We start from the raw sequence: 26,601 nt of genomic DNA, 5'->3' as shown, positions 1-26,601 counted from the left end.
CCCGTCGGCGCTAGCGGGCAAAGACCCGCGCCTTGCCCACCACCTCAATGCGTACCGCCGCCCCCGGCCGCCATAACTGCCGGCTGACGGTTTTGACGATCAGCGGCTCGCCCTGGCCGGGCATCGCCAGGGTTAACGTTGACAGGTGGCCGCTAAAGTCCACATCGCGTACGGTGAGCGGCTGTCCATCCGCCGGAGAGGGAGAGATAACCAACTGCTCGGGGCGCAGCATGACCCTTCCCTGGCCGACGGCATGCGGATCATCGATTGAAATTTCGCCAATCGCACAGCGCGCCCGCCCGCCGCGAAGCTCGGCGGGCAGCACCAGCGCATCGCCGAGAAATAGCGCGGTCTCTTCATCGACGGGACGGCTGTAGACCTCATACGGCGTGCCGACCTGGGCAAAACGTCCCTGGCGCATCACCGCGACCTGGCTGGCAAAGGAGAGCGCTTCATTCTGATCGTGAGTCACCAGAATCGACGCGACCCCGGCCTGCGCCAGTAAATCGGCGGTGGCTTTGCGCGTGGCCGCGCGCAGCCCGGTATCGAGAGCGGAAAAAGGCTCATCAAGCAGCATCAGCGCGGGCCGCTGCGCCAGCGCGCGCGCCAGGGCTACGCGCTGCTGCTGACCGCCGGAGATTTCGTGCGGCCAGTGGTTCGCCAGTTGACGGTCCAGCGACACCCTCTCCATCAGCGCCGCCACCTGCTGATATTTCTCCTGCCGGCTGCCGTCGAGGCCCCAGGCGATATTGTCCGCGACGTTCAGATGGGGGAACAGCGCGCCCTCCTGCGGCACGTAGCCCACCCCGCGCAGGTGGGCGGGAATAAATGTCCCCTGCGCAAACAGCGTGCGCCCCTGCATAACAATGCGTCCGCTATCCGGCGTTTCGAAACCCGCGAGGATCCGCAGCAGCGTGGTTTTACCGGAGCCGGAGGGGCCAACGATCGCCGTCCGGCTGCCTGCGGCCACCGTCAGATTCAGGTTTTCGAGCACCCGCGTACCGGCAAAAGATTTTGAGATTGAGGAGAGTTCAAGCATTTACAGGCCTGCGATTTTTTTCGACTGGATATAGAGAATGCCGGTCAGCGGCAGCGAAAGCAGAATCATCAGCATCGCGTAAGGCGCGGCGGCGACGTAATCAATTTCGCTGGTTAGCGCCCAGAAGCCGGTCGACAGCGTGCGGGTGCCGAGCGGAGAGAGCAGCAGCGTGGCGGTCAACTCATTGGTGATGCCGAGAAACACCAGCGCCGCCGCTGCCGCCGCGCCCGGCGCCGCCAGCCGCATGGTCACGCTCCACAGCGCCCGGCCGGGGCTGCGGCCCAAACTGCGGGCGACGTTTTCCAGCTCCACGGGGGCCTGCGCGATGCCGGCGCGCAGGTTGACCAGCGCCCGGGGCATAAACATCAGCAGCCAGGCGAGCAGCAGCGTGACCTCGGTCTGATAGATGGGGCGCGCGTAGTGAATGGTGACCGTCACCAGCGCCAGCGCCGTCACGATGCCGGGCAGAGAGCTGGTCATGTAGTTACACCCCTCCAGCAGTCGAATAAGACGCTGCGGATAGCGAACGCCCAGCCAGGCAATGGGAATAGCGCAGGCGGTGGTGAGGAGAGCGCCCACCGCGCCGAGCAGCAGCGTTTGTCGCAGGGAGAGCCAGAGGTCGGCGTTTAACCAGTTCTCCACGCCGCCCAGCCATAGCCAGCGGCAGAGCACCATCAGCGGAACGCCCAGCGCCAGCATCACCAGCGTCAGCAGCGCGAGCTGGAGAGGGATCGTCGCCAGCCGGCCCAGCGGCTGCCGCTGCTGTTCGCGCGCGGCGCCCGAACCGATGCGGGCATAGCGCGCTTTCCCCCGCGACGCCCCTTCCAGCAGCAAAATAGCCAGACAGCAGAGCGCCAGCACCCCGGCCAGCATGTTCGCCGCCGGGCCGCTGAAGGTTGACTGGAACTGGTCATAGATGGCGGTGGTAAAGGTATCAAAACGCACCATCGCGAACAGGCCAAACTCCGCCAGCAGATGCAGCGCCACCAGCAGCGCGCCGCCGCATATCGCCAGCCTGAGCTGGGGCAAAACTACGCGGAAAAAGATCCGCCACGGCGGCGTACCTAATGAGGCGGCAACATCTTCCAGCGTCGGGTCCAGCCGCCGCAGAACGGCGGCAACCGGCATATAGATAAACGGGTAGTAGGCCAGCAGCGAAAGAAACACCCCGGCAGAGAGGCCGTGCATTGCCGGCACCGCGCTGACCCAGGCGTAGCTTTGCACAAAGGCCGGGATCGCCAGCGGTGCTACCGCCAGCACCGACCAGAGCCGCCGCCCCGCCAGCAGCGTGCGCTCCGTCAGCCAGGCCAGGCCAACGCCCAGCGCAATGCACAGGGGTACCGTCAGCGCGATAAGCCACAGGGTATTGCTCAACAGCTCAGCGACGCGCGGGCGAAAGACCAGCGCCTGGATTGTCTCCCAGCCGGTATCGACCCCTACGGCAATAACAAAACCTGGCGGCAAAAGCGCCAGCAGAGAAAACAGAACGGCTAACGCGATCATCGGAAAAGCAGGACGCCTGCGCTCGGGCAGGCGTTGGGCTTTTTTTCCGAGCGCGAAACTCAGAGAAGACATAGCGTGTTCACTTTAACGGACGATTACAGCAGGCCAGCCTGGGTCATCAAATCAACCACTTTTTTGCTGTTCAGCGAAGACGGCTCAACCTTCGGCGCCTCTAACGCTTTCAGCGGCGTCAGCTTCGGGTTGGACGCGGCGTTGACGCCAACGGCGTATTCAAAGGCGTTATTGGTGCGCAGCTCATCCTGTCCCTGCTTGCCGGTGATCCACTTGATAAAGGCCTGAGCCTGTTCCTGATGTTTGCTGGAGGCCAGCACGCCGCCGCCGGAAATGCTGACAAAGGCGCCCGGATCCTGGTTTTTAAAGTAGTGGAGACGGGTATTTTTGCTGTTCTCGCCGGTTTTCGCCTGATCGACAAAGCGGTAGTAATGATAGATAACGCCGCCATCAATCTGACCGGCATTCACCGCTTTCATCACCGTGCTGTTGCCCTTGTAGGCCACAAAATTGGTTTTCATCGCTTTAAGCCATGCCAGGGTTTCCTGCTCGCCTTTCAGCGCCAGCATGGCGCTGACGATGGCCTGAAAATCCGCGCCGGATGGCGAAGCGGCCCAGCGCCCTTTCCACTGCGGCTGCGCCAGATCCATCAGGGATGTCGGCAGCTGCGCTTCGCTGATTTTCGCCGGGTTATAGACGAATACGGTGCTGCGGGCGGCAATGCCTATCCAGCGGCCGTGCTCAGGGCGGTACTGCGGGGCGACCTGCTGAAGGGTCTCGGCCGCCAGCGGCGCAAACAGCTTCGCGTTATCCACCAGCACCATCGCCGGGGAGTTTTCGGTCAGAAAGACATCCGCCGGGGATGCCGTCCCCTCCTGCACCAGCTGATTACCCAGCTCGCTGTCGCCGCCGTTACGCAGCGTCACTTTAATTCCCGTCTCTTTGGTAAAGCCGTCAACCCAGGACTTCACCAGATTTTCATGCTGCGCGTTGTAGACCACAATCCCGTCGCTGCTGGCCGCCGCCAGCGCCTGCGGGGCAATAAACGCGGAAGAAGCCATCAATGCAGCGGAGCAATAAGACACCAGACGAAAACGCATAAACTAATCCTTAATAGAGGTGGGCGAAGAGTCACTGGCCGCCGGCCGGCAAGGATTAAATCACAGAGGAATGTGAATGATAATGCAAACAATTACCATCTAATGAAAAAAGTGAAATGTACTGAGCGCGGGCGGATAAGGGCGAGAAAAATGCTATAAAAAAATAACCGTCGCGGTGAAGATTAAAATAACCTTAAGATGACTTCATTTTTTATTACGGTTCTTTCAAAGCCCCACAGCGGGCGGGTTTTCGCCACTGTATTAGCGAAAACTCCACTGTATGCTCACCACAAAGACGGCGGGAAGAATAATTCCGCTTTCAACGCCGAAATAATTGGTAAAGCTGTACTGAAAACCATGATAAATATAGGGAGAAAAGCCGATGCCGGTGGCGTCTTTAAAATCCTTATAAGAACCATGATCGCCGCAGTGCTCGAAGGCCGAGAAAAAAAACTCGCCAACGTAGCCATAAATTCCCTTAAACACCCAGCCGTTGCCCAACGAGACCCAGTCGCGGCGAACCCCCAGCGCAATGCAGCGATCGTCAAAGCTGTTTTTCATCGTTCCGGCCAGCAGGCTGTACGGCGAATCTTCGGAGAACCTGCGCTCAACGGAGGCAAACTGGTTGTCAAAACCTTCGGTGTACTGGCCGTGGTTGTTCGACAGATGGTAAATCCAGGAGCCGGTATTAACCGAATACAGGTTGATTTCATCCGCCTGTAGGGCCGTCGATGACATCATCAGGGCGGCGACGGCCACCGCAGGCTTCATCATTTTTCTGCGCATCAACATCATCCCCTGGTTCAGGCGTCGGCCCGGCTGGATAATAAGAGTATATACCCGTCGTCTTTCAAGTGGCTTCTTTGTTGGCTACGTTCGTTCACCCCAGTCACTTACTTGAGTAAACTCCTGGGGATTAATGAGAGGCTCCTGCCGCTCACCGGCGGTCAGCCTTCGGCTGGTCAAATTCGTTCCGACGAATTTGTCTCTCTCTTGCCGCCTCAAAGCAACTCGAAATCCATTGGGTACAGAAACCGCCGGTTGGCTCTGCCGGAGAAATGCGCGATTTTCGGTAAATAGATTTTTTAATGAAATTCTGGTGGGTTAATTTTATTAATACAGCGTATTTTATCCGGTCATCAGTGCCTGATGAACAAGAATAAAGGAGGGATCTTAATTAATTTTCAGGGCGAGAGTTGAGCGTGAATAATAAAATACCTGGCGTCTTACCAGGCATTTCTTCAGGTCTATTTAGCGCTGGCAAATTTTTATTAGCAGCTCCGCCATCCAGCGATGGCTTCTCTCCTGGCCCGCCGTTTCATGCCACGAAAGATAGCAGGTACGGCTGTCCATTTCTAAAGGCAGCGGCAGCAGTTGTAGCGCAAACTGCTCTTCAAACTCTTTCGCCAGCCATTCCGGCGCGATAGCCACCATATTGGTTTGCGACACCACGCTCAACACGCTGACCATCGCGTTACCGTGAAAAGCGACGCAGGCCTGCTGCTCTTCAGAGCTATACCAGGGATAGCTGAAGGAGGCGTAGCGCTCCAGCGCGACGGTGGCGTGCTGCTCGCGATAAATATCCTCCTCGCTCAGCGGCGATGCGATACGCGGATGGTTGCGCCTGGCCACCAGCACCATTCGGTCATGGAACAGCGGGATGCTGGTAAATTCCGGATGATTGAATTTGTTGTAATCGAGTACAAATTCCACCTCCTGATAGCGCAGCTGATTTGTCACCTGCTGACTTAGCGAAGATTTAAAGGAAAGAGTGACCCTGGGAGCAATCTCGCTGATTTTGTTAAAAATAAGCGGAGTCAGGTAGTTATCCAGCGGGCTACAGACGCAAAGGTTGTAATTACGTTCGCAGTCCAGCGGGTCGAAAAGCGTATCCGGCAGCTCATTTTGCACCAGCGACAGCGCGCGACGAACTGAGCTAAACAGTTGAAAGGCGCGCTCCGTCGGTTTTATCCCGCGGCCGTTGCGGACGAACAGTTCATCCTTAAACAGCACCTTCAGGCGAGAGACCGCGCTGCTGACCGCCGGCTGAGACATGCCCAGCGTGTGCGCCGCTTTGGTTAAGCTTTGCTCCTGCATAACGGTATCAAAAATGGTTAACAGGTTAAGATCGACTTTCCGCAAGACGGGCTGCCGGACTTTCGGTTCAGAGGTTGCTTTAGATGTTGTATTTTCACTCATGTAGGGAACTCCACCAGCACATTAATCAGCGATTCTGCTTCGTAACACTGAGACCTTTCGCCAAAGGAAAAAAATGGGCAGATAAATCACCATCGGCCCCAGCAGCCATGTGTTATCGGTTTCCAGCAGCACGCTCAAATGTATGAAACTTATTATCAAAATGGTAAACAGTAAAAGAATATGAAACGTATTATGTTTTCTGGAGAAAACGGCATAGCGGTAAAGCATTCTTTTTTCCTTCGTTCACTCCTTGAACAAGGGAGAATACCATATAAAAAGTGATGAAATTTCTGAAAAATACGCGACTAAATCCTAATAAGTAGATTCACATTAAAATTATTCAGATTTGCTTAGGTAAATCTTAAACACTCCAAATTCAGATATTCCTTTGCCAGGGCAGTCGCGATAAAACCAGGCAATCACATTCCGTCGCGAGTAATAGCGAGAGAAGAGAAATTATTTCACAGGCAATAATAACGGCTATGTAGCAATAGCAGGGAAGAGATCTAAAAGGAGTGATTAAAGATGTTCAGAGGCGTATTCAACAGAAGCGGGAGGCTTTATTACCGATACCGTGCGGATTCGCTAAGCAAGTGTTGGGCCGCCATCGAGGCCTCGAACCCCGTTCCCTACAACGTACGTCGTTCGCTCTTCCAGATGAGCTAATGGCGGTCAGGCGCTAAGCAGTCACGTCCGGCAGCGGCGTGCCGGTACGGCTTAGCGACGCGAATAGTAGCCGGATGCATCAACGCTGTAAATAATATAAATGTACGAAATACCTGAACGCCCGCCTTTCCGCCGCATACGCCGGCAACGTTATCCATCCAGACAAAACCTTACACGCCAGCCTCTTGTACATTGATAAGGATTGTTTATGATCCTCGGGTTCTGTCTTGTCCTGGTACCCTATGCACAATCGTCGGCTTCCTGGTAAATGGTTTTTGATACTGACCTGCCTGGTCATGGCATTCTGCCTTGTTCAGCGGGCGGCCTATCTACACCATTTTTTGGCCGATGTCGGCGCCCGCACGCAGGCGATACCCTTCAGCGCGCAGGCCCAGCAGCCGTCTTCTGAGGAGGCTGAGCCAGGCCCCTCGCCCTGTCAGCTGAGCGCTAAATCCCTGCTCTGCGCGCAGCCGCTATTCTTTGATGGCGCGTTACCTGCCGTCATACTCTTCCTCGCCCTGCTTCAGCTGCTCACCGCAGGGCGTCCGGTGGTTTTCCGGGACGATCCCGTCCGGCCGCCCACGCTGCGAATACACCTAAAAAACTGCGTTTTCCGTGAATGAAAAAATCGTTCTTAAACGATTAATTTTTTTAATTCACGGAGAAAAAAATGCTGAATATCTTCAGGGGCTTCGTCTTCCTGTTGCTGGCCTGCGCGGGCGTTGCCCACGGGGCGGACACCGGATGGCTGACATCCCCGCAAAACGACCATGCCCGGATCCGCTTCCAGGCGGAAAAAGGCAACGATCGGATCGACGGACTGCTCTCTATTGAGCTGGCTTCCGGCTGGAAAACCTACTGGCGCTCGCCGGGCGAAGGGGGCGTCGCCCCGCAAATCATCTGGAACAACGGGGAACAGGCGCGGTGGTACTGGCCTGCACCGTCAAGATTCAAGATTTCCGGCCTGACGACCCAGGGCTACCATGACCGGGTCGCGATCCCGATGACGATCGCCGCCGCCCCCGGCGACGTGCTGGAAGGCACGCTTACGCTATCGACCTGCAGCAACGTCTGTCTGCTGACCGACTACCGGCTGCGTCTCGATTTCAATCAGCCCACGGACGGCGATTTCCGGGACGCCTTTGCCCGGGCCATGCGCACTGTCCCGGCAGATACCGGCATAACCAACGATCTCGCCGCGCATCGGGTCGGGAGCCAGCTGGTCATCACCGCCAGCGCGACCGGCGAATGGAAAAACCCCGGGATCTATTTTGACCCTATGGACGGGGGAATTGTGGCCGGCGATCCGGACATTCGCGCCGAGGGCAGCCACCTCAAGGTGACGGTACCGGTCACCGACGAATGGGGAGAAATCCCCGCCACGCTGGCAGGAAAAGCGCTGTCGTTGGTGCTGACAAATGGTGAAAAAGCGCAGCAGATAAACCTTACGACTGGCGCGGATCTCGCCCCGGCGGCGACGGTTAGTCTCGGGAAAATAGTGCTTTTCGCGCTGCTCGGCGGCTTAATCCTTAACCTGATGCCGTGCGTATTGCCGGTGATGGGCATGAAGCTCAGCGCGGTGCTGCAGGCCGGTTCAGACCGGGGCATGGTCAGGCTGCGTTTTCTGGCCACCAGCGCGGGTATTCTGACCTCGTTTGCTCTGCTGGCGCTGATGGTGACGATACTGAAGCTCACCGGCGCATCGCTGGGCTGGGGGATCCAGTTTCAGAATCCCTGGTTTATCGGCTTAATGGTTGCCGTCACCTTTCTCTTTTCGCTGAACCTCTTCGGGGTAGTCGAGATGCTGCTTCCCTCGGCAGCCGTGAGCCGGATGGCGACCGCCGGCGGCGCCGGGATGGCGGGCAGCTTCTGCGAGGGCGTTTTTGCCACCCTGCTGGCAACGCCCTGCTCGGCTCCCTTCCTGGGTACGGCCGTCGCTTTCGCGCTTGCCGCTCCGCTTCAGGAGCTGTGGCTGATTTTTCTGGTGCTCGGGCTGGGGATGGCTGCGCCGTGGCTGTTCGTCGCCCTGTTCCCGCAAACCGCCGTCCTGCTCCCCCGCCCCGGCCGCTGGATGAACACCCTGAAAATGGCGCTTGGCGTCATGATGCTGGCCTCCAGCCTCTGGCTGACGACGCTGCTCGGCCTGCACCTGGGCGAAACGGCGGGCGGCATGCTGACGCTGGCCCTCACCGTGGCGGCCCCGACCGCCTTGTTAGTCGCCCGTCCGCGAGCGACGCCAGCCTTCTGGCTGGTGATTATCGCGCTGGCGGCGTTTGCCGGCTTTCAGGTTCGCGGCCTGCTCGCCGAGGGTGCCATCGTCTCGTCGCCGGAGGCCAACGCTCAGCAAATTCGCTGGCAGCCACTCAGCGAGGCGGCGATCCAGAGCGCTCTGGCGGATGGCAAACGGGTGTTTATCGATATCTCAGCTGACTGGTGCGTCACGTGCAAAGTCAATGAACACCGGGTGTTAAATCAGCCCGCCATCATCAGCGCGTTGGCTGAGCCGGATGTCGTCGCGCTGCGCGGCGACTGGAGCAAGCCCTCTGAGCCGATCGCCCGTTTCCTGCAAAGCCGAAATCGTTACGCCATTCCCTTCAATCAGGTCTACGGTCCAGGCGTGCCGCAAGGAGAGACGCTCCCGCCGCTGCTCGATCAACAAAGCGTCCTGAACGCGCTCACTCATGCCAGAGGTTAATTAACGATGAAAAATACGCTGCTCACTTTTCTTCTTCTGTCGGCGTCGTTGACGGCGTCAGCCTCGTCGCCGCTCACGCCGGCGCAGGAGGCTCGCGTGCAGGCACTGGTCCAGGAGACGCTGCTCAGCCATCCTGAAATTTTGGTCGCCGCGGCCGATAAGCTCGATCGGCAGAATGCCCGGGCGGAACAGGAATCGCTCAAGCAGGTGCTGTCGCAGTACGGCGATTTTCTCTTTCACGACCCCCACTCACCGCGAATCGGCGCGCAAAAGCCGAAGCTGACGCTGGTGGTCTTTACGGATCATAACTGTCCGTATTGTAAAAAGTTTGACCCCTATCTGGAGAAGATTGTGGAAAAATACCCGGATGTTGCGGTGATTTTTAAGTTTCTGCCCTGGCGTTCCGAAAGCTCAATGACCGCGGCCAGGGATGCGCTCACCCTGTGGCGCACGCATCCTGAACAGTTCGCCAAATTTAATGCGATCCTGATGGCAAAAAAGGGGTATCACGACGGCGCCAGCCTTGAGCAGGCGAAAAAAAAGGCGGGCGTCATCGTGGCTAAGCCGGATGCGCAAAGCCTGGAGACGATTCAGAAAAGCTTCTCTGTCGCCGAAAAGCTCGGCATTCAGGGAACGCCGGCCACGCTAATTGGCGATGAGATGCTGTCGGGCTGGATCCCCTGGGAGCAATTTGATGCCACAATCGGCGATGCGCTGAAAAAACAGTAACCCACGTCAGGGGGAGCGTTCCCCCTGCATTGAGAGGCGATATGATGAAATATATTTTCCTGCTGGCGGCCTGGATGATACCGGGCCTGGCGCTTGCGGAGGGGGCGATTCCCCAGATAGTTAAAGACTTTGGTGAACAGCAAGGGATCAAAATTATCAAGGAGATAGACTCCCCCGGCGGCGTAAAAGGCTGGGTCGGTCAGTATCAGGATATGGGGGTGACCCTGTTTTTAACCCCGGACGGAAAGCACGTCATTTCCGGGTATCTTTATGATGATAAAGGGCAAAACCTCAGCGAGGGGTATTTTAAAGAAGCGATCTATACCCCATTAGGCCGCGAAATGTGGAAGAAGCTGAACGATGCCCGGCCGCTCAAGGAGGGCGCGGATTCGGCGGCCCGAAAAGTCATCGTCTTCGCCGATCCGTTCTGCCCTTACTGCAAGACGTTCTGGTCGGCGGCGCAGCCGTGGGTAAAAGCCGGTAAGGTCCAGTTGAATACCCTGCTGGTTGCCTTTCTCAACCCGAATAGTGGCCGATACGCCACGGCAATCCTGAATGCCAAAGATCCGGTAGCCGCCTGGCAAGAGTATGAACTCTCCGGCGGCAAAAAAGTGCCGCGCTTTGACGGCGTGACGCCGCGCGAAACCTTTAATCTTCTTCAGCATAACCAAAAGCTGATGGATGATTTGGGCGCCAGCGCGACGCCGGCCATCTATTACATGAATGAACAGAATGAACTCCAGCAGGTGGTCGGCATGCCCGACAAGAAACAGCTGCTGGAGATGTTCGGACCTGAGCCCTGATGAAGAGCGGGCGTCCTACGGGGCGCCTTGCCAACCCCGGCCAGAGCTCGTATTTTAAGACCTGCTCTGCCCGTCCGGGCCTTCAACGCTTGAGTGATTGAGGAATAATGGAACGTTTATTTGTCTACGGCACGCTGCGTCCGGGCCACTCCAATGCCCATATTATGGACAACATTGGCGGCGAGTGGCTGCCCGGCTATGTGCAGGGTCTGTTTTATGAACGCGGCTGGGGAGCGGCGGCGGATTTTCCGGGGATCGTGCTCGACAACAACGGGCCTCGGGTCGACGGCTACCTGTTCCTGTCCGCGAATCTTAGCGCCCACTGGCCAATGCTGGATGCGTTTGAAGAGGGCTACGACCGCGTTGCCGTTGACGTTACCATGGAAGACGGCCAGCGCGTGACCGCCTGGATCTATCAGCTACAGCCAAAGGTCGCAGCGTAAAACCCTTTCGCCCCGCGCCTGCGGGGCGTCGCTCAGCGCGGGTTTATGCGTCGCGCCAGCCCATTGCCGGCGCGACGTGCTTCAGTATGGACTCAATCACGTGGGCGTTATACTCCACGCCCAGCTGGTTCGGCACCGTCAGTAACAGCGTATCCGCTTCGGCAATCGCCTCGTCCTGCTTCAACTGTTCGACCAGCTTATCCGGCTCGGCGGCGTAGCTGCGGCCAAAAATGGCGCGGGTCTTCTCGTCGAGAAAACCTATCGAATCGCTCTCGTCACGGCCTGAACCGAAATACATCCGGTCGCGATCGTTCATCAGAGCGAAAATGCTGCGGCTGACCGAAACCCGCGGCGTGCGCGTATGGCCCGCTTCTGCCCATGCCTCGCGATAGGCGCGGATCTGCTTCGCCTGCTGGATATGGAACGGCTCGCCGGTTTCATCGTCTTTCAGCGTCGAACTTTGCAGGTTCATCCCCAGCGTTGCCGCCCATCTTGCCGTCGCATTCGAACCGGCGCCCCACCAGATTCTCTCGCGCAGCCCTTCAGAATATGGCTCAAGCCGCAGCAGTCCCGGCGGATTGGGGAACATGGGCTGCGGGTTCGGTTTCGCAAACCCCTCTCCGCGCAGCGCGTCCAGCAGCACTTCGGTGTGGCGGCGCGCCATGTCGGACTCGTTTTCGCCCTCGCCGGGAACATAACCAAAATAGCGCCAGCCATCGATCACCTGCTCCGGCGAGCCGCGGCTGATACCCAGCTGTAAACGGCCGCCGGAGATTAAATCCGCCGCGCCCGCATCCTCGGCCATATACAGCGGGTTTTCATAGCGCATATCGATAACGCCGGTGCCGATTTCAATACGTTTGGTTTTCGCCCCGACCGCTGCCAGCAGGGGAAACGGCGAGCTGAGCTGGCGGGCAAAATGATGCACCCTGAAATAGGCGCCATCCGCGCCCAGCTCTTCGACGGCAACGGCCAGATCGATGGATTGCAGCAGCGCGTCAGCGGCCGAGCGCGTCCCGGACTGCGGCGACGGCGTCCAGTGACCAAATGACAAAAAGCCAATCTTTTTCATGACGTGGGTGTCCTGGGTTGCAGGGAGGTCGTTGGCAGGTGGCGCATAATGAAAAACGTGTCTGCCGCGTTATGCCTCTACTTTACGCATAACCTGGTGAGAATAAATATTGTTTGTTTAACCGAATGCATCAAATAAATTGATTGAGTCTGCCCGGCGGCGCAGACCGCGGCCCGGGCAATAAACACTGGCTCACAGGCCGAATATTGCCTCAATTTCAATTTTGAGATCCGCAGAAAACAGGCGGCTGACTTCTACGAGCGAGCTGGCGGGTAGATGATCGCCGTAGTTCCGGTAAAGCACTTTGCGCAATTCGTCGATTTCATCAAAAGAAGTGATAAAGATCGTGACTTTGATAAGAGAGGAAAAATCGATGCCTTCGGCGCGGGCAACGGTTCGTATCTGCGTAAAAACCTCCTCCGCCTGTGCGCCAATACCGGCCTGCTGCGCACGGGTGCCAAACGCGGTGAGCCCTGAAATATAGAGCGTGTTCCCGTGCTTAACCGAATGGACATAGGGCGCCTTGACCTCGCCCAGTTCAGGGTAATTTTTCCGTACCATCTGACTCATACCGATATCCTTATTTAAGTTAAAACTGACAACCCTTCTGACATGCTGTTGTTACCGCCCAGCGTAGCCGTATCAAAGGTATTTTTACCGATTCGCTAAAAGCCCGTTCTTACTGGCGCCAGCCGCGGACGCGCTGTGATTTCACGCCACAGCCAGCCTGCTCCATCTCCACTCCATAATCTGAACAATATCACTCAATCCTCCTTCGTCAGAATATTCATTACGCTCAGGAGGAACCATGAACAAGCTGAACTACTCTCTTAAATACGTCGAATACTTATTCAGAAAATGCCGGGGAATGATGACTTCGGATCTTTACTTTCATACTGCCAAACTCAACAAAGCGTCGCAAACCTTTGCCAATCTCAAAAAACCTATCACGCTGAGTGAGAAGATATGCCACCGCCTCGTCTTCGATCATAACGCCCTTTATACTCTGCTGGCCGACAAACTGGCGGTCAGAGAATATGTCCGTACACGAACGCAGCTTGTGCAGGTGATACCGTTAATTGGCGTTTACCACCGCGCAGAGGATATTGATTTTAGCAGACTCCCGGCAAAATTCGTGTTGAAGTGCAATCATGACTGCGGCAGCACCGTTATATGCACCGACAGAGACAATTTTAATCCGGCCAATACCTTAAACCGACTCAAGCTGGCGCTCAAAAAGAATATGTATTACACAACCCGAGAGTGGCAATATAAGCATATTGCCCCGGTTATTCTCTGTGAGATGTTTATCGACTTATTTTCTGACCGAGATAAGAACGTTACGCCTGAAATGTTAAGAATACACTGTTTTCATGGAGTAGCCTGCTTTGTGGAGGCTGATTTCACCGATAAACAGGGGCGCGAATATATTAATGTCTATGACAGATCGTGGCGGCTGCAGCCTTTTCAGATGGAATATCCAAACACGCCGGGGCCGGTACCTGAACCCGAATCCTTTCATCGCGCCGTCACTGCCGCGCAGGAATTGGCAAAAGAGATTGACTACTGCCGTGTCGATCTGATGCTAAAAGAAAATGAAATCTATTTCAGTGAAATAACATTAAGTCCGAAGCGAGGTAAACTTAATATCACACCGGCGATATGGGATGCTAAGCTCGGGGACATGTGGCACTGATGTCTCCAGAAACAGGCTCAATTGAGCCTGTTTTGTCAGGGCAGGTTGACGGGCCATGATAATTTAAAAATCGAGTGATTTTCTCGTGACAACCGATAGCTCACGCTGCCGCCGTGAGCGAGCATAATCGCTTTGACGACCGATAATCCCAATCCGCAGCCTTGAGGATTAATATGTCTGGCATATTCTCCGCGCTGAAAAGGTTCAAATAACAGCCGCTGGAGTTCTTCAGGAATTCCGGGACCGCGATCCTGAACCAGAATATAATTTTCTTTGCCAGAGGTTCCATTCTTTACCAGCAAAGTTCGGGAGGTGGAATATTTTAACGCATTATCGAACAGTACCGTCAGGCACTGCGTCATACGCAAAGGATCGCAAACGCACAACTGCTGCTTGAGTTCAGTGATAAGGGTGAACCGCTTGCTGCGAAACTCCGGTAAAAAAGTGTCAAGCGCGCTGGTAATCGTCGCTTCGAGATCGACCTCGCTGAGCGTCAGCGTATAGCCGGCGCCGCCGGAGGAACTTACGACCCGCAGATCCTCGATTAAATTAGTCAGGCCTTCCGTTTGTCTCAGCAGGTTTCTGAATAGCGCGGGCTCTGGCTCAAACACCCCTTCGACCAGCCCCTGAAGCCTTCCGCGCAGAATAGTGACGGGAGTTCTGAGTTCGTGAGCGATGGCCGCGTTCCACAGATTTCGCTGAACGTCGAGGGTCTGCAGCTTTTCCGCCATTTCATTGAAATCATTAACAAGATTATTAATCTCGCCCAGCTGAGAGCTGGTTCCGGACGCTCTTGCGCCAAGATTGCCCTGCGAAATTTGTTTCAGGCTCTGGGCAACGGCATTTAGCGGCGTCAATATTCTGGCAGAGAGTTTCACGGTAAAAAACAGCGATACCACCAGACTGGTGACTGAAGCTATCATGATCCACAGCCAGTCCAGCAAGGTCATATCATCTTCGCTCCCGGAGACGGCGCCTCCCGGCAGGTAGTCAATCAAGAAGCTATAAAATAGATAAGAGCCCACCACGGCGATAGCGATAATAATGAAGGTTAACGACAGCATATAGGTCAATATCTGACGGCTCAGAATCGTTTCTTTGTTCATTTTTTCTCACCTAACCGATAGCCCACTCCTCTGATGCTCTCCGGGATGCCTTTGAGCCCCGCGTGTTCAAGCTTTTTCCGCAGTTTACTCATATGGCTATCAACGGTTCGATCAAGTGAATCCCCCTCGGGCAGGCAGGCATCGAGTAACTCTTCGCGTGAGCACACCTTTCGCGGACTGCGCGCCAGGTAGGTCAAAAGCTTAAATTCGGTGGTGGTCAACACCGGGGTGATAATCTTATTCTCGACGGTAATTTCCACATAAAATTCATCGGGATAAATGGTCAGAAACGGCAATCTTAATGGCCTTGAATTGGCGACTTCCGCATTCGGCCGGGTTCTGCGGAGTACCGCTTCCACTCTGGCGATCACCTCGGAGGGATTAAACGGTTTTATCACGTAGTCATCTGCGCCGAGCCTCAGTCCCATCAGTTTATCGACGTCCTGATCAAGCGCGGTCACCATGATAACCGGCACGTTAGTCTCTTTGCGTAAGGTCGTCAGCACGTTCCAGCCATCATAAACGGGTAGATGGATATCCAGTAACACGAGGTCCGGTTTATGCAGACGGGTAAGATTTATCGCCTGCTCGCCGTCCTCCGCCCGACAGGTTTTCATTCCCGCCCGATGTAAATAGCCTGTCAGAATAGCGGCAATTTCATCGTCATCCTCGGCGATAATTATCAGATTGCTTTTGTTCATTTTAGTTTCCACATTACCGATAATAGATTTTATTTTATCTTAAAAAGATTTTATGCCGTACTTGTTTAAACGTTCTACAACCTAATCTCAGGCACCAGCCGCGAGTGGATATTTTCCCTGTTAAAAGCAATGTGACAAGCCCGGAGTTAAAAAGTTGCACACGCCGCATTTTTTCCTGCCGATATAAAGCACGCGGAACGCGTCTCCATACTGGCTACACAATCACGAAATAAACAATCAACATACCGCTGCGACAATCCTTCATCGAGGAAGAAAAGTGAAAGCGTGAGTGTGACACGCACGCCTGAGAATTCAGCTCGCCAGGCAACTGATGTGGGCCCCTGTCAGAGAAAACATTATGGAAAGCTTAAGTAATATTCGTCGTGAAAAAGTTCTCGCTGCCTTTATATTTTCCCTGACAGCATGGGCGTTACTTTATTTATGGTTATACCTGGTACATGCCATTGATGAAAAGGTAGCTTCCACGACGCTGTCATCGCCATTGGTCCATGCCAGCATCACCTTCTCAGTCCTGGCGTTTATATTCCAAAAGAAACCTGGCGCGTTAAGAGAATTAGCGATTATCGTCTTCTGGCTGGTATTAATATTTATTTATAGCATTGTTGTATTTAATATACTTTTGAATATCGTACCCGACATATATGATATTGTCTTTTATTATGAGTGCTTTTTGCTGATCGTTTTCTGCGGTTCTCCGGCGTATTTATTGATGCGGATAATTTGATTTTAGGCCATGAGAAAGATAGCCCTCTTTAGCCGAGTGCGGCAGCCGCGTTCATAAGATTAACCGGGAATATGCATACACACTCCCTCCATAAATCGGCCATTGGCGGTCAACATCGCGCATTTAGACTTAGCCTCTTCCTCCTCGGCCTCGTTCTGGCCGGATGGCGATATATGCCATTCGCGCAGGAGACAATTGCTCGAACGTTGCCGCCCGGATGACGCTATCGCACGAGTTTACCGGAGGATAGGCCCCGGGAAACCGAGCGGTCATCCTGAATTTACTGACCTTTTTGTTTGTTGACTGGATGTCTATCTGATGCCGCACTTTTTTATTGAACGTCCTATTTTCGCCTGGGTGGTCGCGCTGTTTATCGTGCTGACGGGAATATTGTCCATTCCGCGCCTGCCGGTTGCGCAATATCCTACCGTCGCACCGCCGGGCATTATTATTTCGCTCAGCTATCCGGGGGCCAGCCCGGATGTGATGAATACGTCTGTTGTTTCACTTATCGAGCGCGAGATTTCTGGCGTGGATAATTTGCTTTATTTTGAATCCACCAGCGATACCACCGGCATGGCTTCCATTACGGTAACCTTCAGGCCGGGAACGGACGTTAAGCTCGCGCAGATGGATCTGCAAAACCAGATTAAAATCGTCGAGCCGCGTTTACCACAGGCGGTAAGGCAAAATGGCATAACGGTTGAGGCGGCTAATTCCGGCTTTCTGATGATGGTGGGGTTAAAATCCCCGACGGGAGAGTATCAGGAGGCTGATTTAAGCGACTATTTTGCTCGCAATGTGATCGATGAGCTGCGCCGCGTCCCTGGCGTTGGCAAAGTCCAGCTCTTCGGCGGGGAAAAAGCGCTGCGTATCTGGCTGGATCCTATAAAGCTCCACGGTTACGGGCTTTCCGTCACGGACGTGGTGAGCGCTGTCGGCCAACAAAACGTGATTGTTTCTCCCGGCAGAACGGGAGATGAACCAACGACGCCGCAGCAGGCCGTTACTTATCCGATAACCGTTAAAGGTCAGCTCTCATCGGTTGAGGCGTTTCGCAACATTACCTTAAAATCTGAGGTGACTGGCGCACGGCTAAAGTTGGCTGATATTGCGCGCGTGGAGTCCGGGTTACAAAGCTATGCTTTTGGCATACGAGAAAACGGCGTTCCCGCCACGGCTGCCGCTATTCAGCTCTCTCCCGGCGCAAATGCGATCGGCACGGCATCGGGGGTCCGCGCGCGGCTGGCGGAGCTTTCAGGCGTGCTTCCTGAAGCAATGGCGTTCACGGTTCCGTTTGATACCGCCCCCTTTGTGAAGCTTTCTATTTTGAAGGTGGTGGAAACCTTTGCCGAAGCAATGGTGCTGGTGTTTCTCGTTATGCTGCTGTTTCTGCACAAAATCCGCTGCACGTTTATCCCCGCAATCGTAGCCCCGGTGGCGCTGCTGGGCACCTTAACGGTGATGCTGTTTAGCGGCTATTCCATCAATATCCTGACCATGTTCGGCATGGTGCTGGCAATCGGCATCATTGTTGATGACGCTATTGTTGTTGTGGAGAACGTTGAGCGCCTCATGGAAGAAAAGGGGCTCTCCCCGAAGCAGGCCACGCGGGAAGCGATGAGTGAAATCACCCCGGCCATTATGGGTATTACGCTGGTGCTGACCGCGGTATTTATTCCCATGGGTTTTGCCGACGGGTCGGTAGGGATTATTTACCGGCAATTCTGCATTTCTATGGCAGTATCCATTTTATTATCGGCATTCCTGGCGCTGACGCTCACCCCTGCCCTTTGCGCTACGTTACTTCGGCCGCATCAGCCTAACCGGAGCAAAGGCGGCTGTTTTTCCGCGTGGTTTAACGCCCGTTTTCAACGCCTCGCCTCATTTTACGCCTCCGGGCTCGGGTTTGTTCTGAAACGAACCGGACGCATGATGCTGCTGTATACCGCACTCTGTCTCGCGCTGTATACCGGTCTATCCTCATTACCTTCGTCATTTTTACCGGATGAAGATCAGGGTTACTTTATGTCGTCGATCCAGCTCCCTTCCGACGCCACGATGCAGCGTACGCTTAAGGTGGTACAACGATTTGAAGATGAAATTGCCGCGCGGCAGGCCGTTGAAAGCAACATCATGATCCTGGGATTTGGGTTTTCAGGCTCAGGGCAAAACTCTGCCATGGCTTTCACCACCTTGAAGGACTGGAAAAATCGCGAGGGCGCGACCGCCCAGGGTGAAGCAGAGTATATTCAAAGCAGTATGGAAAGCGTTCCCGATGCCGTCACGATGAGCCTGCTCCCTCCGGCTATCTCCGACATGGGGACCTCATCCGGGTTTACCTGGTATTTGCAGGACCGTGGCGGCAAGGGCTATCCGGCCCTGAAAAAGGCAGCGGATGAGCTGGTAAAGCGTGCGAACCAGAGTCACCTGTTGAACGATGTCTATATCGATGGGCTCCCTGAAGGGAGTAGCCTGATGCTTAACGTCGACAGGGAAAAAGCGGAAGCGATGGGCGTATCGTTTGATGAAATTAACCAAACGATTACCGTCGCAACGGGCTCCAGTTACGTCAATGACTATACCAATAATGGCCGGGTTCAACAGGTGATCGTTCAGGCGGATGCGCCCTACCGTATGCAACCGGAGCAGTTATTGACCCTGTCGGTGAAGAACCGCTCGGGGCGGATGCTTCCTTTGGCGGCGTTTGTGACGCTCTCCTGGAACGTTGCCCCGCAGCAGCTCAATCGCTATCAGGGATATCCGGCCATCCGCATTAGCGGAAGCGCCGCCGCGGGCGAGTCCACGGGTAGCGCAATAATGGCGATGGAGAAGCTGGCGGACCAGTTGCCGGCGGGTTTCGCCGGAGAATGGGCGGGGAGTTCGTTACAGGAAAAGCAGTCCGCGTCACAGCTGCCGGGGCTGATAATACTCTCGGTGCTGGTCGTATTCATGGTGCTGGCCGCACTCTATGAAAGCTGGTCGATTCCCTTCGCGGTAATGCTTGTGGTTCCTCTCGGCCTGCTCGGCGCGGTTGTGGCCGTGACGGTGGCGAATATGACCAACGATGTCTTTTTTAAAGTGGGCCTGATAACCCTGATTGGCCTTTCCGCTAAAAATGCGATTCTGATTGTGGAATTTGCCAGACAACTGATGAGCCAGGGAATGAACGTGGTGGATGCAACATTACTCGCCTCAACGCAGCGCTTACGCCCAATACTCATGACCTCGCTGGCATTTACATTAGGCGTCGTACCGCTGATGCTGGCCAGAGGGGCGAGCGACACGACCCAGCATGCCCTGGGAACGGGCGTCTTCGGGGGTATGATAAGCGCAACGGTGCTGGCTATCTTCTTTGTCCCCGTCTTTTTCGTCATGATTACGCGGTGCATTAAACAACGTCGGAAAGGGGAAAACACCCCGCGCCATATTAAATAGCACGAGGTTGGTACGAGCGCAGCTGGAACGACAAGACGAGTTTTACGCTGCGTTAAGGGAAAGGATCTCGCCGCGCTTTAGACTCGCTTGCCTCACTCGTTCGGCGGTCTTGTCGTCAGCCGCTAAACAGCGGCTGTTAAGGCTAATGGCGCGCGCTTTTCATGGCATCCTGCTTGCCCGGATTGCACGGCTCTTTTGTGCCCGGAAGATAAAATTTTCCGGACGAGTCAGGCTGCGTTCCGCCGGGGCAACCATCGCGTCCCGACGCGGTCGAGCTGCCATCAGAGCCATTGCCCCCATCCGAGTTATTCCCATTCCCGCCGTCGCCGCCATTCCCGCCGTTAGCGGCAAAGGCTGAGCATGCGCACAGCATAAAGAAACACACCAAAAAGCGTCTGACCATCACTATCCCCTGTCATCGGATTTAAATACTGACTGAAAGCCGATGAATTGTACGCGCTTCCAGAATCCGTTGAACGCATTTCTGCCGCATCGCCGGATAAGAAAAACCGTACGCAACGCGACTGTCGTTGCGCTCAGGGACAGGACATGGAATAAGGGAGGAATAATCCTGGGAAAGGCCGTTGTGATATCGCCAGCACGGCTTTCGCTATCGCGGGCGTAACGCTATAAATCGTTATTTATCGCACAGTATGACATGGGTGGCGGCAGGGCCTTTGTCATCTCTTTGGAGTATGGCATATTCAACTTTCTGGCCTTCAAACAGGGTATTAAAATTATCACCACGCAGCGCCGAGCAATGGACCGAGATATCTTTACCGCCATCGAGAGGTGAAATGAAACCAAATCCCTTCGACTCATTATACCACTTGACCAGACCTTTAATTCTTGAGGACATACTGACTCCTTGCGCATCAGGTAATTGACAGAAAACGTGTCGGATTAAACGTATGGACTCAAAAGAAAGGGGGTATCAGCGATAGCGCCTGGTAATGAGAACGGGCCGGTAAAATTTTTAAGTGCATGCGTTTTTTCGGATTAATAATTTCATTAAGGCATGAATACCATTAATAAGCAAATGAAATTTTAGCCATCCAGATACCCCGAAGGGGATAAATAATGAGAAACGGCCTAAATTAATCGCGCTGCGACGGGTGATATGGCTTCACCGCCGGGTGAGCCTGTTCGGAAAAATAAAAAAACATTCTCTGCAGATTCATCCACGTCACCGTAACCAAAAATCGAGTTAACCCAATGAAATACTGAAAGTTATTATCATTGCGTCATCAATAAGTCGCTGGTGAATCACTCCCCCCTCTTCCCGTATCACTCTCCGCCCCGGCAATATCAATTGAAATAAGTCTTGCTATCCGCGGTGAAGTATGTGACTAATGATTGGTCGGTTAAGTACACAGACATAATAAAGCGGTTCAGTAAAGCAGTCCTCATCTTAAGTGTTATCCGTTGATAATTCTTCCTTTTGAGTCTCCTTATCGTTATTAATTAGATTCTGTGCGAAACCTTTTCGCCGTAAGGCTCAGATATGTTGAGGTATTATCAATGTCTAATAAAATGACTGGTTTAGTAAAATGGTTTAATGAATCGAAAGGCTTTGGTTTCATCACCCCGGACAACGGTAGCAAAGATGTGTTTGTACATTTTTCCGCTATCCAGGGCGGCGGTTTTAAAACCCTGAACGAAGGCCAGAAAGTCGAATTCACCATTGAAGATGGCCAGAAAGGCCCTTCTGCCGGTAACGTCTTCGCCATCTAAGCTGCGCTTTATTTGCTGGCGGTAGATTTCAGCTTCGCTGCCGATGATGGACTCACGCCAGTTAAAAAACCCTGACATCATGTCGGGGTTTTTTCGTTATATCGCGAGCCGTCAGGTAATAAAAAACAAGGCTGGCCTCAGAGTATTCCGTGCTGAATCAAAAAGCCCCACCACGGAATGCCGACAACCATATGCAGCAGAAACGTTAATAAAGCGATTATGGTCCCGGTTAACCACCAGGATTTAATATCGTTATAACCGGCGGCAAAGATAATCGGCCCGGCGGCACCGCCATAGTGCGTGATACAGCCCCCGTAAGAGTTAGAAAACAGGATGGCGAGCGCCAGCAGCGCAGGCGCCGTTCCGGTAACCAGTCCGACGGTGGCGAAGACGGGAACCATAGCCGCGACGTATGCACCGCCGGAGGCGAATAAATAGCGCACGACGATGCTTAAAAAAACAATAATCACAATGGTCGTGTTACCGGCGCCGAGGAAATCCAGATGCTCGGACATAAAGGCGGCAAGCCATTTAAAAAATCCCTCTTTGCTTAAGGTCGCACTCAGTCCAATAATGCCGCCGTACCAGATTAACGTATTCCAGCCGCCCTTATTTTGCAGCACATCATTCCAGCAAATGACATTCGTGAGCAAAGCGCCAGCCATGGCAATCACCGCAACGGAGGATTCATTCAGCCCCAGATAATGAGAAAATATCCAGCCGGAGAGTGCGGAGATAAAGACCACGATCAGCCCTTTCTCTTTCGAACTGATGGGCCCCAGGTCATTCAGGCCCGCAGTGGCTATTTTTACATTGTCTATTTCTTTTAATTGCGGGCGCACTATTTTGTAGGTGATATAAGGAATGACGGCTAACATCAATAGCCCAAGCGGTACCCCCGCCAGAGCCCACCCTACCCAGCTTATGCGGATATGAAAAATATCGGAAATTAACTGTAACGCTAAGGCATTTCCGGCAAACGCGGTCAAAAACATATAGCTGGTGGTTTTAGTCACCATATAGATATTCACCATCAGATAACGTCCGGCCTGACGCGGACTCTCTTTTGGCGTTGAACCTAACACCAGGGCAATGCTATTGATAATCGGGAATACGACGCCGCCGGCGCGTGCGGTGTTAGAAGGCGTCGCCGGTGACAGCATTAAATCCAACAGCGCCGTGACATACCCCAGCCGCAGGGTTGTCCCACCGAACTTTAAAATAAACCAGTACGCCAGACGTTTCCCTAATCCGGTGGTGACAAAAGCGGCGCTCAAAGTAAACGCGCTAAATACCAGCCATGTCGTTCCCGAGGAAAAACCGCTCAGTACATCCATTGACCTGACGGGGGAGTCATCAAATCGTGCCACCGTTAAGCACGACAAGCCTACCGCCGACAGCATGATAACCGGCTCAGGATAAGGCTTACTCACCAGACCTATAATGGATGCCAGGTAGATACCGGCCAGTATCCAGGCTTCTTTCGTTAATCCCGCGGGGGGTGGAATGATGATTGCTAATATAATAATAAAAATAAGCACCGCTATTTTTATTAGCTTTGACTTCAACATGCTTCACCTCGGCTACAATCCGTGTCATTAAAAGCAGAAGCCTCTTTCTTCTGAAGCTTCCGCTGAACAAGTGAGCTATTCACCGTTATTGCTTAATGCAGTAAAGAATTAGCCAGCGAATGTTTTAATAATATTTTTTCCATCATTCCTTGACTGATACTCTGGCAGCCGATCGAAGTTCAGGTAACGATAAATATCGTCCCTTGTTGCTTTGATTTTATCCATGTGCCAGAAATATTGTTCAACGGTCGGCATTTTCCCTATCATCGCCGCCACGGCGCTCAGCTCCGCCGATGCTAAAAAAACGTTCGCATCGGTGCCCAGACGATTCGGGAAGTTACGAGTCGATGTTGAAACAACGGAACTGCCCTGACGTACCCGCGCCTGGTTCCCCATACACAGCGAACAGCCGGCGGGTTCGATTCTGGCGCCCGTTTTTATAAACTGATTAAAGTAGCCTTCACTGGCAAGCTGACGCGCATCCATTTTCGTCGGCGGAGCCAGCCACAGCCGTACGGGTATCTCGCGGGCGTCGGCAATAATTTTACCGGCGGCGCGGAAATGGCCAATATTCGTCATGCAGGAGCCAATAAAGACCTCATCTATCGGCGTACGCGCGACTTCCGACAGCAGCCGGGCGTCATCCGGATCGTTCGGCGCACAGACGATGGGTTCGGTAATTTCCGTGAGATCGATCTCAATCACCGCGGCATATTCGGCGTTCTCATCGGCCACCAGCAGCGACGGATTCGCCAGCCATGCCTCAATTTCCGCAATTCGCCGCGCCAGCGTGTCGGCATTTTCATAACCCTGATTAATCATCCAGCGTAGCAATGTGGCATTGGAGCGCAGGTATTCCGCCACGTTCTCCTCTTCCAGACGCAGCACGCACGCCGCTGCGGAGCGTTCGGCCGAGGCGTCGGCCAGTTCAAAGGCCTGCTCCGCTTTCAGCATCCCGAGCCCTTCGATTTCCAGGATACGGCCGGAGAAAATATTGATCTTATTTTTTTTCTCCACCGTCAGTAATCCCTGCTTGCGGGCATAGAGCGGAATAGCGTGAACCAGATCGCGCAGGGTTATCCCCTGCTGCATCTCTCCCGTAAAACGGACCAGTACGGACTCCGGCATATCCAGCGGCATAATGCCCGTTGCCGCAGCAAAGGCCACCAGCCCGGAGCCCCCGGGAAAAGAGATGCCAAGCGGGAAACGGGTGTGCGAATCCGCCCCGGTCCCCACGGTATCAGGAATCAGCATACGGTTAAGCCAGGAGTGGATAATGCCATCACCCGGCTTCAGCGCCACGCCGTTTCGGCGGCTGATAAACTCGGGCAGCGTTTCATGCAGCTTCACATCAACCGGCTTGGGATAGGCCGAGGTATGGCAGAAAGACTGCATAACCAAATCAGCGGAAAAACTCAGGCAGGCCAGATCGGTAAGCTCATCGCGCGTCATTCCTCCGGTGGTATCCTGTGAACCGACGGTGGTAACTCGCGGCTCGCAGTACTGTCCTGGTCGGATCCCGGCAACGCCGCAGGCTCTCCCCACTATTTTCTGCGCCAGCGTAAAGCCGGCGGCGGAGGGTGCCGGCGCTTTCGGCCGGCGGAAAACGTCGGAGGGCGCAAGGTTCAGTGATTGCCGCGCTCTGGCCGTCAGGCTGCGGCCAATAATCAGCGGAATGCGCCCTCCGGCGCGCACTTCATCCAGCAGAACGTCCGTTTTCAGGGAAAATGAGGTAACAGGACGCTGGCTGTGGGCTTCGCAAATCTCCCCGCGATACGGATAGAGATCAATCAGCATTCCCGTGGATAGCGCGGAAACATCCATTTCAAGGGGCAGCGCGCCGGAATCTTCCAGGGTATTAAAAAAGATGGGCGCAATATTGCCGCCAAAAACAAAGCCGCCGCTTCGTTTATTCGGCACCCATGGAATATCGTTGCCAAGGTGCCATAAAATAGAGTTAGTGGCCGATTTTCGCGAAGAGCCGGTGCCGACGACATCGCCGACGTAGACCAGCGGATAGCCCTCTTTCTTTAACTGCTCTAGCTGTCGTATCGGCCCGCGGCTTCCCGGTTCATCCGGGCTGACGCCGTCGCGCGGATGACACAACATGGACAAGGCATGCAGAGGAATATCCGGACGTGACCATGCCTCGGGCGCAGGGGACAAATCATCAGTATTGGTTTCCCCCGTCACTTTGAATACTTTCAGCGTGATCTTCTCCGGCAGCGCCGGACGACGTAAAAACCATTCGGCGTCGGCCCATGACTGAATCACTTTTTGCGCCCAGGCATTTCCTTGTTTCGCCTTTTCTTCCACATCCTTAAATTTTTCAAAAATAAGCAGCGTGGCGCTTAATTGTTCCGCTGCGCTGCTGGCCCAGCGGGGATCGTCCAGTAAGTGAATGAGCGGTTGAACATTATAACCGCCCTGCATGGTGCCCAGCAGTTCAATAGCCTGCTGAGGCGCAATAATACTCGCCGGGTTTTCTTCTTTGATCTGCTGATAAAGAAAATCGGCTTTAATCTTCGCCGCCGGATCGACGCCCGGCGGCACGCGATGCGCTAACAGCTGTACAAGGGCATGTTTATCATCGCAGGTCTTGCTGGTCAGTAATGTAATTAATTCTTGCGTTTGCTCAGCGGTTAACGGCTTCGGTGGAATATTTTTTTCAGCGCGTTCGTCCACATGCTTTTTATAAGCTTCTAACATATGCTCTCCGTTTCAGATGTTATTTATCTGAAGGTTGTTTATGTAATAGCGATATTCGGTTGGTAAAATTAACTTTTAATAAATTGCGGTAAGCCTTCACAAAATTCTGCTAACTGCTCCAGACCATAATTCCAATCCCCGAATCCGGACTCAGCATTAATATGCCCGGCGTCACCCAGATCGATTAACCGCCCTCCCCAGCATTGCGCCCAGTACTGCGCTCGCTTAAAGGTCATTAACGGATCGTTTCGGCTGGCAAACAGGAGGCTGGGCACCCGCAGCCTCTCGGGAAGTACCGCCTCGTCCAGTTCGAAGAGCGATGGCTCCGCAGGCGCAACCATGACGATACCCGCGATGTTCACCTTTTGCGTCTGAATCAGGCGACATGCGGCGAGCGCCCCAAAGCTGTGGCCGACCAGCACGGCCGGCCGCTGACAGGTAGCCAGCTCCCGACGGATAGCGGATACCCAGGCATCGATATCCGGCTCCAGCCAGTTCCGCTGGCTTATCCGCTTCCAAAAAGGAAAACGACGACTCCAACAGCTTTGCCAGTGATGCTCATCGCTGTCTCGCAGGCCCGGTACCAGAATAATCGTCAACTTCTCGCTGAGCTGTTCCAGACGTTGGGTAGTCATAAAGC

Annotated in this window: 22 protein-coding genes; 9 read left to right on the top strand and 13 right to left on the bottom strand. The window is 54.3% G+C overall.

Annotated elements, in window-relative coordinates:
* Positions 1-10: 10 nt before the first annotated feature.
* From ACESQ2_RS05155 to leuO, 5 genes are all read right to left on the bottom strand, one after another.
* Positions 11-1,039 (bottom strand): ABC transporter ATP-binding protein, encoded by a 1,029-nt coding sequence (locus ACESQ2_RS05155; protein WP_046877437.1) that lies wholly within the window; start codon positions 1,037-1,039, stop codon positions 11-13.
* On the bottom strand, positions 1,040-2,614 hold the full coding sequence (locus tag ACESQ2_RS05150; RefSeq protein ID WP_032749680.1) for an iron ABC transporter permease: 1,575 nt from the start codon (positions 2,612-2,614) through the stop codon (positions 1,040-1,042). It lies immediately after the preceding gene.
* Between the two features lie 23 nt (positions 2,615-2,637).
* Positions 2,638-3,654, bottom strand: a complete 1,017-nt coding sequence (locus ACESQ2_RS05145; RefSeq protein ID WP_025106214.1) for an iron ABC transporter substrate-binding protein — start codon at positions 3,652-3,654, stop codon at positions 2,638-2,640.
* A gap of 261 nt (positions 3,655-3,915) precedes the next feature.
* Positions 3,916-4,425, bottom strand: coding sequence for a hypothetical protein (locus ACESQ2_RS05140; RefSeq protein ID WP_370516263.1), 510 nt, complete (start codon positions 4,423-4,425; stop codon positions 3,916-3,918).
* A gap of 480 nt (positions 4,426-4,905) precedes the next feature.
* Positions 4,906-5,853, bottom strand: coding sequence for a transcriptional regulator LeuO (gene leuO, locus ACESQ2_RS05135; protein ID WP_373170201.1), 948 nt, complete (start codon positions 5,851-5,853; stop codon positions 4,906-4,908).
* A gap of 908 nt (positions 5,854-6,761) precedes the next feature.
* Between leuO and ACESQ2_RS05130 the strand changes: the two genes are divergently transcribed.
* From ACESQ2_RS05130 to ACESQ2_RS05110, 5 genes are all read left to right on the top strand, one after another.
* A complete protein-coding gene (locus tag ACESQ2_RS05130) occupies positions 6,762-7,142 on the top strand; it encodes a hypothetical protein (RefSeq protein WP_032749682.1) in 381 nt (126 codons plus the stop codon).
* A 47-nt stretch (positions 7,143-7,189) separates the two neighbouring features.
* A complete protein-coding gene (locus ACESQ2_RS05125) occupies positions 7,190-9,214 on the top strand; it encodes a protein-disulfide reductase DsbD family protein (RefSeq protein WP_373170200.1) in 2,025 nt (674 codons plus the stop codon).
* A 6-nt stretch (positions 9,215-9,220) separates the two neighbouring features.
* Positions 9,221-9,943, top strand: a complete 723-nt coding sequence (locus tag ACESQ2_RS05120) for a DsbA family protein (RefSeq protein ID WP_032719736.1) — start codon at positions 9,221-9,223, stop codon at positions 9,941-9,943.
* A gap of 44 nt (positions 9,944-9,987) precedes the next feature.
* Positions 9,988-10,746, top strand: a complete 759-nt coding sequence (gene dsbG, locus ACESQ2_RS05115) for a thiol:disulfide interchange protein DsbG (RefSeq protein ID WP_025106210.1) — start codon at positions 9,988-9,990, stop codon at positions 10,744-10,746.
* Between the two features lie 107 nt (positions 10,747-10,853).
* Positions 10,854-11,189: a gamma-glutamylcyclotransferase family protein gene (locus ACESQ2_RS05110; protein WP_014228743.1), complete on the top strand. Its 336-nt coding sequence runs from the start codon at positions 10,854-10,856 to the stop codon at positions 11,187-11,189.
* A 43-nt stretch (positions 11,190-11,232) separates the two neighbouring features.
* On the opposite strand, the gene ACESQ2_RS05105 is transcribed toward ACESQ2_RS05110, so the two are convergent.
* Both ACESQ2_RS05105 and ACESQ2_RS05100 read right to left on the bottom strand, forming a co-directional pair.
* A complete protein-coding gene (locus tag ACESQ2_RS05105) occupies positions 11,233-12,261 on the bottom strand; it encodes an LLM class flavin-dependent oxidoreductase (RefSeq protein ID WP_373170199.1) in 1,029 nt (342 codons plus the stop codon).
* A 192-nt stretch (positions 12,262-12,453) separates the two neighbouring features.
* Positions 12,454-12,831, bottom strand: a complete 378-nt coding sequence (locus ACESQ2_RS05100) for a RidA family protein (RefSeq protein WP_014228741.1) — start codon at positions 12,829-12,831, stop codon at positions 12,454-12,456.
* Positions 12,832-13,069: 238 nt separating this feature from the next.
* On the opposite strand from ACESQ2_RS05100, the gene ACESQ2_RS05095 reads away from it, so the two are divergent.
* Positions 13,070-13,957 (top strand): ATP-grasp fold amidoligase family protein, encoded by an 888-nt coding sequence (locus ACESQ2_RS05095; RefSeq protein ID WP_014228740.1) that lies wholly within the window; start codon positions 13,070-13,072, stop codon positions 13,955-13,957.
* 35 nt (positions 13,958-13,992) lie between these two features.
* Here the strand turns inward: ACESQ2_RS05095 and ACESQ2_RS05090 are convergent, their stop codons facing one another.
* The gene (locus ACESQ2_RS05090) at positions 13,993-15,063 is read right to left on the bottom strand and encodes an ATP-binding protein (protein ID WP_014228739.1); all 1,071 of its coding nucleotides are present in this window, start codon (positions 15,061-15,063) and stop codon (positions 13,993-13,995) included.
* Positions 15,060-15,764, bottom strand: coding sequence for a response regulator (locus ACESQ2_RS05085; RefSeq protein ID WP_064358330.1), 705 nt, complete (start codon positions 15,762-15,764; stop codon positions 15,060-15,062). Before ACESQ2_RS05085 ends, ACESQ2_RS05090 begins: the two co-directional genes overlap by 4 nt.
* Positions 15,765-16,122: 358 nt before the next feature.
* Between ACESQ2_RS05085 and ACESQ2_RS05080 the strand changes: the two genes are divergently transcribed.
* The gene (locus ACESQ2_RS05080) at positions 16,123-16,509 is read left to right on the top strand and encodes a hypothetical protein (RefSeq protein ID WP_032750176.1); all 387 of its coding nucleotides are present in this window, start codon (positions 16,123-16,125) and stop codon (positions 16,507-16,509) included.
* Positions 16,510-16,827: 318 nt separating this feature from the next.
* On the top strand, positions 16,828-19,947 hold the full coding sequence (locus ACESQ2_RS05075) for a multidrug efflux RND transporter permease subunit (protein ID WP_064358331.1): 3,120 nt from the start codon (positions 16,828-16,830) through the stop codon (positions 19,945-19,947).
* A 637-nt stretch (positions 19,948-20,584) separates the two neighbouring features.
* On the opposite strand, the gene ACESQ2_RS05070 is transcribed toward ACESQ2_RS05075, so the two are convergent.
* Complete coding sequence (locus ACESQ2_RS05070; RefSeq protein WP_064358333.1) at positions 20,585-20,806, bottom strand: cold shock domain-containing protein; 222 nt, start codon at positions 20,804-20,806, stop codon at positions 20,585-20,587.
* A gap of 662 nt (positions 20,807-21,468) precedes the next feature.
* Here ACESQ2_RS05070 and cspA point away from each other — a divergent pair.
* The gene (gene cspA, locus ACESQ2_RS05065; RefSeq protein ID WP_004849644.1) at positions 21,469-21,681 is read left to right on the top strand and encodes an RNA chaperone/antiterminator CspA; all 213 of its coding nucleotides are present in this window, start codon (positions 21,469-21,471) and stop codon (positions 21,679-21,681) included.
* Positions 21,682-21,818: 137 nt separating this feature from the next.
* Here cspA and ACESQ2_RS05060 read toward each other — a convergent pair whose 3' ends face one another.
* From ACESQ2_RS05060 to ACESQ2_RS05050, 3 genes are all read right to left on the bottom strand, one after another.
* Positions 21,819-23,252 (bottom strand): anion permease, encoded by a 1,434-nt coding sequence (locus ACESQ2_RS05060; protein WP_025106207.1) that lies wholly within the window; start codon positions 23,250-23,252, stop codon positions 21,819-21,821.
* Positions 23,253-23,360: 108 nt separating this feature from the next.
* A complete protein-coding gene (gene acnB / locus ACESQ2_RS05055; protein ID WP_373170198.1) occupies positions 23,361-25,961 on the bottom strand; it encodes a bifunctional aconitate hydratase 2/2-methylisocitrate dehydratase in 2,601 nt (866 codons plus the stop codon).
* Between the two features lie 68 nt (positions 25,962-26,029).
* Entirely contained in the window at positions 26,030-26,596 is a 567-nt protein-coding gene (locus tag ACESQ2_RS05050; protein ID WP_025106205.1) for an alpha/beta hydrolase, read from the bottom strand.
* Between the last annotated feature and the right edge of the window lie 5 nt (positions 26,597-26,601).

This window comes from Klebsiella sp. Q11 (assembly GCF_964241505.1).
In the GTDB taxonomy this organism is placed as follows: Bacteria; Pseudomonadota; Gammaproteobacteria; order Enterobacterales; family Enterobacteriaceae; genus Klebsiella; species Klebsiella michiganensis.
Note: the sequence above shows the minus strand (reverse complement) of the source record. Positions and strands in the feature narration are given on the sequence as shown.

What these genes read in the sequence shown, in the direction of transcription:
- ACESQ2_RS05155 (WP_046877437.1), bottom strand. Translation starts at nt 1,039, where the DNA reads ATGCTTGAACTCTCCTCAATCTCAAAATCTTTTGCCGGTACGCGGGTG.
- ACESQ2_RS05150 (WP_032749680.1), bottom strand. Translation starts at nt 2,614, where the DNA reads ATGTCTTCTCTGAGTTTCGCGCTCGGAAAAAAAGCCCAACGCCTGCCC.
- ACESQ2_RS05145 (WP_025106214.1), bottom strand. Translation starts at nt 3,654, where the DNA reads ATGCGTTTTCGTCTGGTGTCTTATTGCTCCGCTGCATTGATGGCTTCT.
- ACESQ2_RS05140 (WP_370516263.1), bottom strand. Translation starts at nt 4,425, where the DNA reads ATGAAGCCTGCGGTGGCCGTCGCCGCCCTGATGATGTCATCGACGGCC.
- leuO (WP_373170201.1), bottom strand. Translation starts at nt 5,853, where the DNA reads ATGAGTGAAAATACAACATCTAAAGCAACCTCTGAACCGAAAGTCCGG.
- ACESQ2_RS05130 (WP_032749682.1), top strand. Translation starts at nt 6,762, where the DNA reads ATGCACAATCGTCGGCTTCCTGGTAAATGGTTTTTGATACTGACCTGC.
- ACESQ2_RS05125 (WP_373170200.1), top strand. Translation starts at nt 7,190, where the DNA reads ATGCTGAATATCTTCAGGGGCTTCGTCTTCCTGTTGCTGGCCTGCGCG.
- ACESQ2_RS05120 (WP_032719736.1), top strand. Translation starts at nt 9,221, where the DNA reads ATGAAAAATACGCTGCTCACTTTTCTTCTTCTGTCGGCGTCGTTGACG.
- dsbG (WP_025106210.1), top strand. Translation starts at nt 9,988, where the DNA reads ATGAAATATATTTTCCTGCTGGCGGCCTGGATGATACCGGGCCTGGCG.
- ACESQ2_RS05110 (WP_014228743.1), top strand. Translation starts at nt 10,854, where the DNA reads ATGGAACGTTTATTTGTCTACGGCACGCTGCGTCCGGGCCACTCCAAT.
- ACESQ2_RS05105 (WP_373170199.1), bottom strand. Translation starts at nt 12,261, where the DNA reads ATGAAAAAGATTGGCTTTTTGTCATTTGGTCACTGGACGCCGTCGCCG.
- ACESQ2_RS05100 (WP_014228741.1), bottom strand. Translation starts at nt 12,831, where the DNA reads ATGAGTCAGATGGTACGGAAAAATTACCCTGAACTGGGCGAGGTCAAG.
- ACESQ2_RS05095 (WP_014228740.1), top strand. Translation starts at nt 13,070, where the DNA reads ATGAACAAGCTGAACTACTCTCTTAAATACGTCGAATACTTATTCAGA.
- ACESQ2_RS05090 (WP_014228739.1), bottom strand. Translation starts at nt 15,063, where the DNA reads ATGAACAAAGAAACGATTCTGAGCCGTCAGATATTGACCTATATGCTG.
- ACESQ2_RS05085 (WP_064358330.1), bottom strand. Translation starts at nt 15,764, where the DNA reads ATGAACAAAAGCAATCTGATAATTATCGCCGAGGATGACGATGAAATT.
- ACESQ2_RS05080 (WP_032750176.1), top strand. Translation starts at nt 16,123, where the DNA reads ATGGAAAGCTTAAGTAATATTCGTCGTGAAAAAGTTCTCGCTGCCTTT.
- ACESQ2_RS05075 (WP_064358331.1), top strand. Translation starts at nt 16,828, where the DNA reads ATGCCGCACTTTTTTATTGAACGTCCTATTTTCGCCTGGGTGGTCGCG.
- ACESQ2_RS05070 (WP_064358333.1), bottom strand. Translation starts at nt 20,806, where the DNA reads ATGTCCTCAAGAATTAAAGGTCTGGTCAAGTGGTATAATGAGTCGAAG.
- cspA (WP_004849644.1), top strand. Translation starts at nt 21,469, where the DNA reads ATGTCTAATAAAATGACTGGTTTAGTAAAATGGTTTAATGAATCGAAA.
- ACESQ2_RS05060 (WP_025106207.1), bottom strand. Translation starts at nt 23,252, where the DNA reads ATGTTGAAGTCAAAGCTAATAAAAATAGCGGTGCTTATTTTTATTATT.
- acnB (WP_373170198.1), bottom strand. Translation starts at nt 25,961, where the DNA reads ATGTTAGAAGCTTATAAAAAGCATGTGGACGAACGCGCTGAAAAAAAT.
- ACESQ2_RS05050 (WP_025106205.1), bottom strand. Translation starts at nt 26,596, where the DNA reads ATGACTACCCAACGTCTGGAACAGCTCAGCGAGAAGTTGACGATTATT.